The sequence below is a fragment of the Vibrio sp. 2-Bac 85 genome (genome assembly GCF_037546705.1).
Classification (GTDB): domain Bacteria; phylum Pseudomonadota; class Gammaproteobacteria; order Enterobacterales; family Psychromonadaceae; genus Psychromonas.
In genome coordinates, this window is sequence record NZ_JALAAB010000012.1 from 1 (window position 1) to 13,285 (window position 13,285).

The following is a 13,285-nucleotide window of genomic DNA, read 5'->3' on the forward strand; positions in this document are numbered from 1 at the left end:
TTAATTTAACTTAATTTCGAAGCGAACTACGAAGCGTTAATACGTTAATAACTATTCTCAAACTCGCTGGGTAACTTGCGCTACACCCCGTGTCTGTGGGGTCGCATTATAGGGACTCAGATCACATTAGCAAGTATTAATTAGTGTTTTTTGTGATTATTATATTGAATGATTACTTAGCGAACAATTTGCTTTATTTTCATACTAATAACGCACTATATTGAACATATATACCCGTTATAATGAGATGCTATTTCATAAATTCATTGTTTGTTGTTTTGTTCTTATATAGAGAGAGAAAATATTGTGATTAATATAGACATATTAGTAGGTAGTACATTGGGTGGGACAGAGTATGTTGCAGAGGCTACCCAACCTTTTTTAGAAGAAGCTGGTTTTAGCACCCAAGTTCACTTCTCTCCAGATTTGACCATATTGAATATAGAAGAAGAAAGCATATGGTTAGTTTGTTTAGCAACACATGGCGCAGGTGACTACCCTGATAACTTTAAACAGATAGTAGAACAGATTAATAACATTTCGGATGATTTGTCTAACATTCATTTTGGCTTAATCGGTGTTGGTGACTCGAATTACGATACTTATTGTTATGCTGCAAAACACTTCGATCTTCTGTTACGTGAAAAAGGTGCGCTTCGATTAGGTAATATCTTCAATATTGACGTTATTGAATCACCGATCCCAGAGGACCAAATTGAAGATTGGATCCCTTTATGGATAAAAGATCTTAATTCTTTAGCTATTTAATTGATAAGTTACCCACAAGTTTCTGTGCATAATTCATTTATAACTGCTGAATTAGTTTTGCGTAATCACTTTATAAAAATGTGCATAAATAGGCCTGTTGATAAGGTGTCTTTCTATACTCAGGTTGATCGCATTAAGATCCCCTATTATGCACACGATCGGATCTCTTTTAAGATCCTGATCTTTAATCATTTAAAGTTGTTTTACACAGAAATTCAATTGCTTAATAAGTATAGTAATAAAAGATCTTTAAAGATCTATATATAATACTAATACTATTGTTTTCTGTTAAAACAACCTTGTTGCTTTCCTTTATTTTTTAAACGGGTAAAATCTAACTTTAATTTTATATAGCTGTATTTGGAATATTATGATTTACCATGAACAATTTGACGTTATCGTTATTGGCGGTGGCCATGCGGGAACTGAAGCTGCTGCTGCGCCTGCTCGAATGGGATTAAAGACCCTGTTACTGACTCACAATATTGAAACATTAGGTCAAATGTCATGTAATCCGGCTATTGGTGGGATTGGTAAAGGACACTTAGTTAAAGAAATTGATGCTTTAGGTGGTTTAATGGCATCAGCTATCGACAAAGGTGGTATTCAGTTCAGAACGCTTAACTCAAGTAAAGGTCCAGCTGTACGAGCAACACGTGCGCAAGCAGATCGTCTTTTGTACAAAGCAGCTATTCGTGAAAAGTTAGAAAATCAAGAAAACTTACAGATATTCCAACAAGAAGTGGAAGATCTAATAATCGAAAATGATCGCGTAACGGGTGTGATCACCAAGATGGGTGTACGCTTTTCAGCTAAGTCAGTTGTGTTGACTGTTGGTACATTCTTAAATGGTTTGATCCATATTGGTTTAAAAAATTATAGCGGTGGACGCGCAGGTGATCCTGCTTCGATCACGTTATCGGATCGCTTAAAAGAGATGCCATTACGCATGGGTCGTTTAAAAACAGGAACACCCGCTCGTATTGATGCTCGTAGTATTGATTTTTCAGGTTTAGAAGTTCAACACGGTGATAATCCAACACCTGTATTTTCATTTTTAGGTAATCGCACAGAGCATCCTCGTCAAATCCCTTGTTATATCACTCATACGAATGAAAAAACGCATGACATCATTCGAGCTAATTTAGACAGAAGTCCAATGTATTCAGGTGTTATTGAAGGTGTTGGTCCTCGTTACTGCCCTTCTATCGAAGATAAAATAATGCGTTTTGCTGATAAAAATTCGCATCAAATATTTGTAGAACCTGAAGGTTTAACAACACATGAAGTTTATCCTAATGGTATTTCTACAAGTTTACCTTTTGATGTACAACTCGCTTTTATTCAATCGATGAAAGGTTTTGAAAATGCCTTTGTCACTCGTCCTGGTTATGCCATTGAGTATGATTACTTTGATCCACGAGATCTTAAATCAACACTAGAAAGCAAATATATCGATGGTTTATTCTTTGCTGGCCAAATCAACGGTACAACGGGTTATGAAGAAGCTGCTGCACAAGGTTTATTAGCCGGAATGAATGCAGGTTTACAGGTACAAGACAAAGAAGGCTGGGCTCCTCGACGAGATCAAGCTTATATCGGCGTATTAGTTGATGACTTGTCGACATTAGGTACCAAAGAACCTTATCGTATGTTTACCAGCCGTGCTGAATATCGATTGTTATTGCGTGAAGACAATGCTGATACACGTTTAACAGAAAAAGGCAGAGAGTTAGGTTTAGTTGATGACGTTCGATGGGAAGCCTTTAGTAAAAAACAGGAATTAGTTGTAACAGAATTAGCTCGACTAAAAAATCAATGGGTTAATCCTAACTCTATCAATGCAGATAAAATTAACGAATTATTAAAAAAACCAATGCAACGTGAAAGTACATTGGAAGCGATGATCCGTCGACCAGAAGTTACTTATGAAACATTGATGAAAGTTGATGGGTTAGGACCTGCTATTAGCGATCCTATTGCAGCAGAGCAAGTTGAAATTAATATCAAATACCAAGGTTATATTGATCGTCAGCTTGATGAGATAGCAAAACTAAAACGCCATGAAGATACACTCTTACCAAAAGATCTAGATTATTCAGAGATCAAGGGATTATCTAATGAGGTAACTGCGAAGCTAAATGATTTAAAACCTGAAAGTATTGGTCAAGCATCGCGCGTATCTGGAATCACCCCAGCTGCTATTTCTATTTTATTGATACATTTAAAGAAAAGCGGCGTTCGTCGTAAGGCCGGTTAATGAGTTTACGACTTCAGTTAGATGCGCTTATTGCGCAAACAGATCTTGTCATTACGGATCAACAAGTATCTCAATTAGTACAGTTAGTTGAGTTGTTAGCAAAGTGGAATAAAGCGTACAATCTCACTTCTGTACGCGATCCATCACAAATGCTTGTCAAACATATTATGGACAGTATAGTCGTATCACCTCATTTGCAGGGAGATAGCTTTATTGATGTTGGAACTGGACCGGGTTTACCAGGTCTACCGTTAGCGATATTAAATCCTGATAAAAACTTTGTTTTATTAGACAGCTTAGGAAAACGTTTACGTTTTATTCGACAAGCGATCCTCAGTTTAGGGTTAAAAAATGTAGAGATAGTACAAAGCCGAGTTGAAGAATATCGACCTGAAACTGGTTTTGACTGTGTCTTAAGCCGTGCCTTTGCATCATTAGAAGATATGTTATCTTGGTGTTACCACTTACCTAATACAGGTGGTCACTTTTTAGCGCTTAAAGGGCAATATCCTGAATCTGAAGTTAATAATTTAGATTCAAAATTTAAATTTATTGAGTCGGTTACATTACAAGTCCCACAATTAGATGGTGAACGCTGTTTAGTCAAAGTTAAGCGTGTATCGTAATCACTCAAATACATATTAAGTAGGTTTTTGTGGGTAAAATAATAGCGATTGCAAATCAAAAAGGTGGCGTTGGTAAAACGACTACTTGTGTTAACTTAGCGGCTTCAATGGCTGCCACTAAACGTAAAGTTTTGATTATTGATCTTGATCCCCAGGGTAATGCAACCATGGGCAGCGGGATTGATAAATATGAAGTTGCTCATACCGCATATGATCTTTTAATTGATGAGCTTCCCCTTGCTCAAGTGATTGAGTCTGAAACGACGGGAGGCTTTGATTTAGTCGCAGCTAATAGTGATGTTACTGCAGCTGAAGTTAAATTAATGACTTTTTTCTCGCGCGAAACACGTTTAAGAACAGCTCTAGAAGGCGCTAGGGATATTTATGATTATATATTTATAGACTGCCCTCCTTCGCTAAATATGTTAACTGTTAATGCGATGACGGCTGCTGATTCAGTGTTGGTGCCTATGCAATGTGAATACTATGCGTTAGAAGGTTTAACGGCATTAGTTGATACGATTAGTAAACTGGCAGCTGTGGTTAATGCTGATCTAAAAATCGAAGGCATTTTACGCACTATGTACGATCCTCGTAATCGATTATCTACAGATGTATCTGATCAATTAAAGAAGCATTTTGGTGATAAAGTTTACCGTACTATTATTCCACGTAATATTCGCTTAGCTGAAGCGCCTAGCTTTAGTAAGCCGGTAATGTATTATGATAAAAATTCTACCGGAGCAAGAGCATATTTATCTTTAGCAGGTGAAATTTTAAGGCGTGAAGAGCAATCTATTAGTACAGAACAGGAAGTTATTTAATATGTTAGGCAAAAAAAGAGGCTTAGGTAAGGGACTGGATTCATTATTAAGCAGCAGTACCGTCACGCGTAATAAGCAAGTCTCACATGATGCGAATGCAGAACAGACGCAGCAGCGTATTAATCAAGATCAAGGTGCCTTACAAGACATTGATATTAATAAGTTGCAAGTTGGTAAATACCAACCTCGTCGAGATATGTCATCGGATGCATTACAAGAATTAGCTAACTCTATTCATGCTCAAGGTATTATTCAACCCCTTGTAGTTCGTGAGACCGGTCATCAAAAATTTGAAATTATTGCAGGCGAACGTCGTTGGCGAGCTGCAAAAATAGTTGGGCTTGAATCTATTCCTTGTTTAATAAAAAATGTAGAAGATGACGCAGCTATAGCGATTGCCTTGATTGAAAATATTCAACGTGAAAATCTTAATGCAATGGAAGAAGCGATTGCTTTAAAGCGCATTGTTGATGAATTTGAATTAACTCACCAAGAAGTTGCTCAAGCAGTTGGAAAATCACGTACTGCCGTTAGTAACCTACTCCGTTTAAATAATCTTAACGAAGATGTTCAAACATTATTAGAACATGGCGATCTAGAGATGGGCCATGCACGCGCTTTATTAGTTTGTGAGGGAACGCTACAATCTGATCTTGCTAAAATAGTTGTAAGCAAAGCATTAAGTGTACGTGAAACTGAAAAATTAGTTAAAAAATCGCAAGCACCAGAGAAAGTTAAAACTCCTCCTCTTTTTTGTGAAAAAACTGAGTTATTTGTTACAACTTTAGAAAATAAATTTGGTCTAAAAGTAACAGCTAAAAATAGTAAAAATGGATCTGGTAAATTAGTCATAGACTACAGTTCTATAGCAGACTTAGATGCATTGATCACATTAATAGAAAATAAATAACGGAAAGCGAAGGTTTTCGTTACTTTATTGTTTTAGATCATATGCAGTTTCCTCTGCTTTATATTAAATAATCATGAAAGTTTTCCGATTCTACTACCTCAACGCATCGCTCCATATTGCATTGACATTTTTTGTCGGTATAATTTGCTCAGGTTTTAATTTGGGCGAATAATTGATTATTTTTTATCATTTATTCATGCTTTGAATTAGCTAGTAAAAGGAAATCAGAGTGGTTGATAAACTAGCAAAAAAAGGTCAGGTTTCAGGGCTGAAATTGGTGGCTTTTCAATTATTATTAATGCTAATTATTGCATTGGTTTCAACAGTGTTTTTTTCGATTAAGTCTGGTTATTCAGCCTTAGCTGGAGGAGTCACTTTTTTGCTTCCTAACCTTATTTTTGTTTTGATGGCATTTGCACACGCAGGTGCTAGACAAACTAAAAAAGTACTTAGGGGGTTTTACGCAGGGGAGGCTATTAAACTCTTTTTAACTGTGCTGCTGTTTGTTGTGTTTTTGAAATATGTGTTGTTATCACTAACTGCTTTCTATATTTCATTCTCATTTCTGGTTGCCTCACAGTGGTTAGCGCCTTTCTTTTTTTATAACAACGATGGGATAAAACATGTCAGGTCAAGGTGAAGCTCTAACATCATCAAGTTATATTCAACATCATCTAACAAACCTTACATGGAGTGTTGATGGTGGTTGGAATGCGCATGATGCTGGATTTTGGACTTTTCACGTCGATTCTCTACTGGTAGCAGTAGGCCTCGGTGTATTATTTCTTTGGTTGTTTCGTAGTGTTGCAAAACATTCTACTGTTGGTGTACCTGGTAAATTACAGTGTTTCATCGAAATGGTAATTGATTTTGTAGATGAGAATGTAAAAGATACATTTCATGGCAAAAATGCCTTGATAGCACCTTTAGCATTAACTATTTTTGTTTGGGTTTTCTTAATGAACCTAATGGATTTAGTTCCTGTTGATTTGCTACCTATCGCTGCGCAAACTATCGGAGTACCTTATCTTAAAGTTGTACCTACAACTGATTTAAACGTAACACTTGGTATGTCATTGAGTGTATTCGCTTTAATCATTTACTACACTGTTAAAGTAAAAGGTTTCGGTGGGTTCGTTAAAGAACTGACTATGCAACCATTTAACCACTGGGCATTTATCCCTGTAAACTTCCTGCTTGAATCTGTGACGCTATTAGCGAAACCTGTTTCATTAGGACTGCGTTTATTCGGAAATCTATATGCTGGTGAATTAATCTTTATTTTAATAGCACTACTGGGTTACTGGCAATTACCACTGTACTTTCCGTGGGCCGTATTCCATATTTTAATTATTGTTCTACAAGCTTTCATATTTATGATGTTAACTATCGTATATATGAGTATGGCGCATGAAGATCATTAATTATTTAGGTATGACGTTAACTTTTACTTTTTAAGTAATTACTTTTAAACATAAAACAATTTAATTTTATTTGGAGAATTTTTCATGGAAACAGTATTAGGTTTTACTGCAATCGCTGTAGCACTTCTAATTGGTTTAGGCGCAGCTGGCACAGCTATCGGTTTTGGTATCTTAGGTGGTAAATTCCTAGAAGGTGCTGCTCGTCAACCAGAAATGGCACCTATGTTACAAGTTAAAATGTTCATCGTTGCTGGTCTTATCGATGCAATCGCAATGATCGGTGTTGGTATTGCATTATTCTTCACATTTGCAAACCCATTTGTAGCTCAACTAGCGGGCTAATAACGGATCCTAATTTACTTAATTACTAAGGAGCTGTTATGAATATTAATGCAACCCTAATTGGCCAAGCTATCGCATTTGCGATATTTGTTTGGTTCTGCATGAAGTATGTGTGGCCACCACTTTTAGACGCAATAGAAGCGCGTCAAAAGAAAATTGCGGATGGTCTAACACAAGCTGAACGTGCAGGAAAAGATCTTGAACTTGCGCAAGCTAAAGCAGCTGACAAGCTGAAACAAGCTAAAGCACAAGCGGCAGAAATTATCGATCAAGCTAATAAGCGTCGTACACAAATTGTTGAAGAAGCTAAAAATGAAGCTGAAACTGAGCGCAGTAAAATTATTGCTCAAGGTGAAGCGGAAGTTGAAGCAGAACGTAATCGTGTTCGTGAAGAGTTACGTCAACAAGTTGCTGTTCTAGCTATTGCGGGTGCTGAAAAAATCATTAAGCGTACTATTGATAAAGAAGCGAATAGCGACATTATTGATAAATTAGTTGCTGAACTATAAGGAGCGAAGTTATGTCTGAATTGACTACTGTAGCTCGTCCTTATGCAAGAGCCGCTTTTGAATTTGCAGTTAGTAATAACAAAATCGAAGCTTGGTCTACGATGCTGTTTTTTGCCGCTGAAGTTGCACAAGATGCAACCATGGCAAAGATACTAACACGCGATAAAGCACCAAAAGAGTTAGCTGATCTGTTTCTTAATGTTTGTGGAGACCAACTCGATGAGAATGGTCAAAACTTTATTAAAGTATTAGCTGAAAATGGACGTTTGAGTGTTTTGCCTCGCATTACACAACTTTTTTCTGATTTAGAAACTGAGTATAAAAAAGAGATCGACGCTGATGTTGTCTCTGCTTATGCACTGTCTAAAGTTCAATTAAAAGAGTTGAGTATATCGTTGGAAAAACGCCTCGCACGAAAAGTAAACCTAAATTGTAGTATTGATAAATCGTTAATTGCTGGGATGGTTATTACCGCCGGTGATTTAGTGATTGATAGCACCGCTAGCGGTCAACTATCTCGTTTATCACATACTTTACAATCTTAATGGGAAGTTAGCATGCAACTGAATTCCACTGAAATTAGCGATCTTATCAAGCAACGAATTGGAAAATTCGAAGCGGTAAGCGAAGCGCGAAATGAAGGTACAATCGTTTCTGTAAGCGATGGTATTATTCGCATCAACGGCCTTGCTGAATGTATGCAAGGTGAGATGATCGAACTACCAAATGGTAGCTTTGCTATGGCACTTAACCTTGAGCGTGACTCGGTAGGTGCTGTTGTAATGGGACCTTACCGTGACCTTAAAGAAGGTGAAAAGGTAAAATCAACTGGTCGTATTCTTGAAGTACCAGTAGGTAAAGGTCTTCTTGGTCGAGTTGTTAACACAATGGGTGAGCCGATTGATGGAAAAGGACCTATCGAAAACGATGGTTTCTCTCCAATTGAAGTGATCGCACCTGGTGTAATCGATCGTAAATCAGTTGACCAACCAGTACAAACTGGTTGGAAATCAATCGATTCAATGATTCCAATCGGTCGTGGTCAACGTGAACTTATCATCGGTGACCGTCAAGTAGGTAAAACTGCTATTGCAATCGATGCAATCATTAACCAAAAATCTACAGGTTTATACTCTATCTATGTTGCGATTGGCCAAAAAGCGTCAACTATTGCAAACGTAGTACGTAAACTTGAACAGCATGGCGCGTTAGAAAATACTATCGTTGTTGTAGCATCTGCTTCTGAAGCTGCTGCATTACAATACCTTGCACCGTATGCAGGTTGTTCAATGGGAGAATACTTCCGTGACCGCGGTGAAGATGCACTGATTGTATATGATGATCTTTCTAAGCAAGCTGTTGCTTACCGTCAGATTTCACTATTGCTTAAACGTCCACCGGGCCGTGAAGCATACCCTGGTGATGTTTTCTACCTTCACTCTCGTCTTCTAGAGCGTGCATCTCGTGTAAGCGAGCATTACGTTGAAACCTTTACTAAAGGTGCAGTGAAAGGTAAAACTGGTTCATTAACAGCATTACCAATCATTGAAACACAAGCGGGCGATGTATCTGCATTCGTACCGACTAACGTAATCTCTATTACCGATGGTCAGATCTTCTTAACAACTGAACTCTTTAATAGTGGTGTACGTCCAGCGGTTGATCCAGGTATCTCTGTATCACGTGTTGGTGGTGCTGCTCAGTGTAAGGTGATTAAAAAGCTTTCTGGTGGTATTCGTACTGCTTTAGCGCAATACCGTGAATTAGCAGCGTTTGCACAGTTTGCATCTGATTTAGATGAAGCTACGCGTAAACAGCTTGAGCATGGTAAAAAAGTAACTGAATTAATGAAGCAGAAACAATATGCTCCTATGTCAGTTGTTGAACAAGCGTTATCACTATTTGCTGCAGAGAAAGGCTTCTTAAATGATGTCGATGTTGAAAAAGTATTAGACTTTGAAGCATCTTTAATCTCTTACGCTAAAAATGAGCATGCTGAGTTTTATGCTCAAATTAATGCATCTGGTGATTACAACAAAGAAATCGAAGGGCAATTTAAGTCTCTTTTAGAATCTTTTGTTGCGACGCAAACCTGGTAATTAATTAACGGCGAAAGTCGTTAGTTAGCATTAATTAGGAGTAAGAAATGGCCGGCGATAAAGAAATTAGAAATAAGATCGCGAGTGTGAAAAACACTCAAAAAATCACTGGTGCCATGGAAATGGTTGCAGCATCAAAGATGCGTCGTGCGCAACAACGCATGCAAAGCAGTCTTTCTTATGCAACTACTATGCGCAAAGTGATTGGTCATATCGCACTAGGTAACTTGGAATACCACCACCCTTATCTTGAAGAAAGAGATATTAAGCGTGTTGGTTATATTGTCATTTCAAGTGATCGTGGTTTATGTGGCGGTTTAAACATTAATTTGTTTAAACCGGTTATCCAAGAAATGAAAAAACACAGCGAAGCTGGCGTTGAAGTTGATTTAGCCATTGTCGGTTCTAAAGCAAAAAGTTTCTTTGGTAATTTAGGCGCTAACATTGTTGCTCAAGCTACGGCTTTGGGTGATGCACCCCAAATCGATGATTTAATCGGTTCGGTAAAAGTAATGTTAGATGCTTATGATGCAGGTGACCTTGATCGTTTGTATATAGTGAACAATAAATTCGTTAGTACCATGGTACAAGTACCTACAATCAGTCAGTTATTACCTCTGCCAAAAGCAGAAAGTGATAACGAAGTTGCTGCCCATCACTGGGATTACATCTACGAAGGTGATGCTAAAGATATTTTAGATTCATTATTAGTTCGTTATGTTGAATCTCAAGTGTATCAAGCAGTAGTGGAAAACTTAGCGTGTGAGCAAGTTTCACGTATGGTTGCAATGAAAGCAGCAACCGATAACGCAAGTGACTTAATTGAAGATTTACAACTTGTTGCCAACAAAGCACGTCAAGCTGCAATTACTCAGGAACTATCTGAGATTTGTGGTGGTGCGGCTGCGGTATAATTTTAAAATAAAGATTTTAGAGGATCAGAAATGAGTTCAGGTAAAATCGTACAGATTATCGGTGCTGTTGTGGATGTTGAATTCCCACAAGAAAGCGTTCCGAATATATACAGTGCACTGATCGTGACTGAGAAAAACCTAACAATGGAAGTGCAGCAACAAATTGGCGGTGGCGTTGTACGTTGTATCGCTATGGGTGCTTCTGAAGGTTTGAGTCGTGGTTTAGAAGTTACTGATACTAAACATGCAATCACAGTACCTGTTGGTACGGCTACATTAGGCCGTATTATGAATGTATTGGGTGAGCCGATTGATGAATGTGGTCCTGTTGTTTCTGATGAACAATACGAGATTCACCGTGCAGCTCCTTCTTATGAAGAGCAGTCAGCATCAAATGAAACACTGGAAGTAGGTATTAAAGTTATCGACCTAATCTGCCCATTCGCAAGAGGTGGTAAAATCGGCCTGTTCGGTGGTGCTGGTGTTGGTAAAACAGTTAACATGATGGAGCTTATCAATAACATCGCACTGAAACATTCAGGTTTGTCTGTTTTTGCTGGTGTTGGTGAGCGTACTCGAGAAGGTAACGATTTCTACTTTGAAATGCAGGAAGCTGGCGTTGTAAACGTTGAAAAACCTGAATTATCAAAAGTGGCAATGGTTTACGGTCAAATGAATGAGCCACCAGGAAACCGTTTACGTGTTGCCCTGACTGGCCTTACAATGGCTGAGCGCTTCCGTGATGAAGGTAAAGACGTACTTCTATTCATTGATAACATCTACCGTTACACACTAGCGGGAACAGAAGTATCAGCTCTACTAGGTCGTATGCCATCAGCCGTTGGTTACCAACCAACACTTGCTGAAGAGATGGGGGTTTTACAAGAGCGTATTACCTCTACTAAAACGGGTTCTATCACTTCTATCCAAGCGGTATACGTACCTGCGGATGATTTAACGGATCCATCTCCGGCAACAACCTTTGCTCACTTAGACGCAACAGTTGTACTTAACCGTAATATCGCATCTATGGGTCTATACCCTGCGATTGACCCGTTAGATTCAACATCTCGTCAACTTGATCCACTTGTTGTTGGTCAAGAGCATTACGATATCGCACGTGGCGTGCAAGGTATCTTACAGCGTTATAAAGAGCTAAAAGATATCATTGCTATCCTAGGTATGGATGAGCTTTCTGAAGAAGATAAGCAAATTGTATCTCGTGCACGTAAAGTTGAGAAATTCCTTACTCAGCCTTACCACGTAGCTGAAGTATTTACAGGCGACCCAGGTATTTACGTACCACTTAAAGACACATTAGCTGGCTTTAAAGGTTTAATTGCTGGTGAATACGACGACATTCCTGAGCAAGCGTTCCTATACGTAGGTGCAATTGAAGAAGCTGTCGAAAACGCTAAAAAAATGTAACAGCTGGAGGTTACTATGGCTAAAGCAATGACCACACATTTAGATGTTGTAAGTGCTGAAAAATCTTTATTTAAAGGATTAGTTTCACATTTATCAGTATCTGGTCAAGAAGGTGAACTAGGCATTATGCATGGTCACACACCACTTCTGACACCAATTAAACCAGGAATGGTTCAATTAGTTAAGCAAAATGGTGGCGAAGAAGTCATTTATATCTCAGGCGGTTTTCTTGAAGTACAGCCAGGTGGTGTTACGGTATTAGCCGATACTGCAATTCGTGGTCAAGATCTTGACAAAGCGAAAGCAGAAGAAGCTAAACGTGCAGCAGAAGCACAAATGTCAAATCCTTCTAAGGATATTGATTTTGCACTGGTTACTGCACAACTTGCGCAAGCAGTTGCACAGTTACGTGCGATTAAGTTAACACGTAAGTAGATATTTAAACTTTCGTTAAAAAAAGGCGACCGTATGGTCGCCTTTTTTATTGCTGTTAATTTTGAGATTGGTAACTGATATTTAATATTCAATTGTATTTTATATCAATAGTTTATTTATCATACTCTAAGATACTATTATCCATTATCAAATCCTATCTACTCCATATCTAATTTGATTTCATAACCCACAAATAACTGGCTGATATTATTTAAATTAATGTCTGAGTTAGCAAATCAAGAAATCTGTATTAATTGGTCACGTATATGGCTTTATTATTAAGGTAGGTTGTTATATAAGATGATCAAAATAATCACAGATAGGCTGTTAATTTTATTTTTTGAAGTAATTTAAAAGAAAGGGTATTGGTTTTATTTATTTATATATATCTATTAATAAACAGACTGATATTTAATTTTAAAAAAAAACGTATTCAATGATGAATACGTTTTTGATATAAAAATTTATTATTAATGATTATCACAAGCACCGATTGCACCTGGAATAGACAGTGCTGGAACCAATAAGTAATCTTCAGAACAAGTGCCAGATTGGTTAGTTACAGTACCAGTACAACCAGCAAGAAGAATAACAGCTACAGCTGCAACAGCAAATTTTGCGATATGTTTCATATTTATATCCTTATTTTTATTAAACAATCAAACAATTGTCAATTGTAAATATACCTTATGGAATTTGAATTTGCTACAAAACATTCTACAAAAATGAATGATTAAAGATTAAAT

Annotated in this window: 15 protein-coding genes; 14 read left to right on the forward strand and 1 reads right to left on the reverse strand. The window is 37.6% G+C overall.

Translation table 11 applies throughout. The features are described 5' to 3' along the window. Positions 1–306 precede the first annotated feature (306 nt). From mioC to MT390_RS12870, 14 genes are all read left to right on the forward strand, one after another. Positions 307–768 (forward strand): FMN-binding protein MioC, encoded by a 462-nt coding sequence (gene mioC, locus MT390_RS12805; protein ID WP_499441511.1) that lies wholly within the window; start codon positions 307–309, stop codon positions 766–768. Between the two features lie 370 nt (positions 769–1,138). Next, positions 1,139–3,028 carry a tRNA uridine-5-carboxymethylaminomethyl(34) synthesis enzyme MnmG gene (gene mnmG, locus MT390_RS12810; protein WP_166373207.1) on the forward strand — a complete coding sequence of 630 codons (1,890 nt, stop codon included), beginning with the start codon at positions 1,139–1,141 and terminating at the stop codon, positions 3,026–3,028. Continuing rightward, complete coding sequence (rsmG, locus tag MT390_RS12815; RefSeq protein ID WP_166373206.1) at positions 3,028–3,654, forward strand: 16S rRNA (guanine(527)-N(7))-methyltransferase RsmG; 627 nt, start codon at positions 3,028–3,030, stop codon at positions 3,652–3,654. The genes mnmG and rsmG overlap by 1 nt, the downstream gene beginning before the upstream one ends. Before the next feature lie 29 nt (positions 3,655–3,683). Further along, entirely contained in the window at positions 3,684–4,478 is a 795-nt protein-coding gene (locus MT390_RS12820; protein ID WP_166373205.1) for a ParA family protein, read from the forward strand. 1 nt (position 4,479) lies between these two features. Next, complete coding sequence (locus tag MT390_RS12825) at positions 4,480–5,388, forward strand: ParB/RepB/Spo0J family partition protein (protein ID WP_499441514.1); 909 nt, start codon at positions 4,480–4,482, stop codon at positions 5,386–5,388. Between the two features lie 229 nt (positions 5,389–5,617). Further along, positions 5,618–6,028, forward strand: coding sequence for an ATP synthase subunit I (locus tag MT390_RS12830; protein WP_166373203.1), 411 nt, complete (start codon positions 5,618–5,620; stop codon positions 6,026–6,028). Beyond that, on the forward strand, positions 6,012–6,812 hold the full coding sequence (atpB, locus tag MT390_RS12835) for a F0F1 ATP synthase subunit A (RefSeq protein WP_499441516.1): 801 nt from the start codon (positions 6,012–6,014) through the stop codon (positions 6,810–6,812). The genes MT390_RS12830 and atpB overlap by 17 nt, the downstream gene beginning before the upstream one ends. An 84-nt stretch (positions 6,813–6,896) precedes the next feature. Continuing rightward, positions 6,897–7,154 carry a F0F1 ATP synthase subunit C gene (atpE, locus tag MT390_RS12840; RefSeq protein WP_025565310.1) on the forward strand — a complete coding sequence of 86 codons (258 nt, stop codon included), beginning with the start codon at positions 6,897–6,899 and terminating at the stop codon, positions 7,152–7,154. A 38-nt stretch (positions 7,155–7,192) separates the two neighbouring features. Next, positions 7,193–7,663 carry a F0F1 ATP synthase subunit B gene (gene atpF / locus MT390_RS12845; RefSeq protein ID WP_499441519.1) on the forward strand — a complete coding sequence of 157 codons (471 nt, stop codon included), beginning with the start codon at positions 7,193–7,195 and terminating at the stop codon, positions 7,661–7,663. An 11-nt stretch (positions 7,664–7,674) separates the two neighbouring features. Continuing rightward, the gene (gene atpH, locus MT390_RS12850; protein WP_166373200.1) at positions 7,675–8,208 is read left to right on the forward strand and encodes a F0F1 ATP synthase subunit delta; all 534 of its coding nucleotides are present in this window, start codon (positions 7,675–7,677) and stop codon (positions 8,206–8,208) included. Positions 8,209–8,220: 12 nt separating this feature from the next. Beyond that, entirely contained in the window at positions 8,221–9,762 is a 1,542-nt protein-coding gene (gene atpA / locus MT390_RS12855) for a F0F1 ATP synthase subunit alpha (protein WP_028869421.1), read from the forward strand. Between the two features lie 47 nt (positions 9,763–9,809). Continuing rightward, positions 9,810–10,676 carry a F0F1 ATP synthase subunit gamma gene (gene atpG / locus MT390_RS12860; RefSeq protein WP_166373199.1) on the forward strand — a complete coding sequence of 289 codons (867 nt, stop codon included), beginning with the start codon at positions 9,810–9,812 and terminating at the stop codon, positions 10,674–10,676. Positions 10,677–10,706: 30 nt separating this feature from the next. After that, positions 10,707–12,104 carry a F0F1 ATP synthase subunit beta gene (gene atpD, locus MT390_RS12865; RefSeq protein ID WP_025565305.1) on the forward strand — a complete coding sequence of 466 codons (1,398 nt, stop codon included), beginning with the start codon at positions 10,707–10,709 and terminating at the stop codon, positions 12,102–12,104. 15 nt (positions 12,105–12,119) lie between these two features. Then, complete coding sequence (locus MT390_RS12870; protein WP_028869419.1) at positions 12,120–12,539, forward strand: F0F1 ATP synthase subunit epsilon; 420 nt, start codon at positions 12,120–12,122, stop codon at positions 12,537–12,539. Between the two features lie 470 nt (positions 12,540–13,009). Here MT390_RS12870 and MT390_RS12875 read toward each other — a convergent pair whose 3' ends face one another. After that, a complete protein-coding gene (locus MT390_RS12875; RefSeq protein ID WP_166373198.1) occupies positions 13,010–13,171 on the reverse strand; it encodes a DUF4223 family protein in 162 nt (53 codons plus the stop codon). Positions 13,172–13,285 lie beyond the last annotated feature (114 nt).

Coding starts and splice junctions, on each gene's coding strand:
- atpA (WP_028869421.1), top strand. CDS start 8,221: ATGCAACTGAATTCCACTGAAATTAGCGATCTTATCAAGCAACGAATT.
- MT390_RS12825 (WP_499441514.1), top strand. CDS start 4,480: ATGTTAGGCAAAAAAAGAGGCTTAGGTAAGGGACTGGATTCATTATTA.
- atpD (WP_025565305.1), top strand. CDS start 10,707: ATGAGTTCAGGTAAAATCGTACAGATTATCGGTGCTGTTGTGGATGTT.
- atpG (WP_166373199.1), top strand. CDS start 9,810: ATGGCCGGCGATAAAGAAATTAGAAATAAGATCGCGAGTGTGAAAAAC.
- mnmG (WP_166373207.1), top strand. CDS start 1,139: ATGATTTACCATGAACAATTTGACGTTATCGTTATTGGCGGTGGCCAT.
- atpE (WP_025565310.1), top strand. CDS start 6,897: ATGGAAACAGTATTAGGTTTTACTGCAATCGCTGTAGCACTTCTAATT.
- MT390_RS12875 (WP_166373198.1), bottom strand. CDS start 13,171: ATGAAACATATCGCAAAATTTGCTGTTGCAGCTGTAGCTGTTATTCTT.
- atpF (WP_499441519.1), top strand. CDS start 7,193: ATGAATATTAATGCAACCCTAATTGGCCAAGCTATCGCATTTGCGATA.
- rsmG (WP_166373206.1), top strand. CDS start 3,028: ATGAGTTTACGACTTCAGTTAGATGCGCTTATTGCGCAAACAGATCTT.
- atpH (WP_166373200.1), top strand. CDS start 7,675: ATGTCTGAATTGACTACTGTAGCTCGTCCTTATGCAAGAGCCGCTTTT.
- MT390_RS12870 (WP_028869419.1), top strand. CDS start 12,120: ATGGCTAAAGCAATGACCACACATTTAGATGTTGTAAGTGCTGAAAAA.
- atpB (WP_499441516.1), top strand. CDS start 6,012: ATGTCAGGTCAAGGTGAAGCTCTAACATCATCAAGTTATATTCAACAT.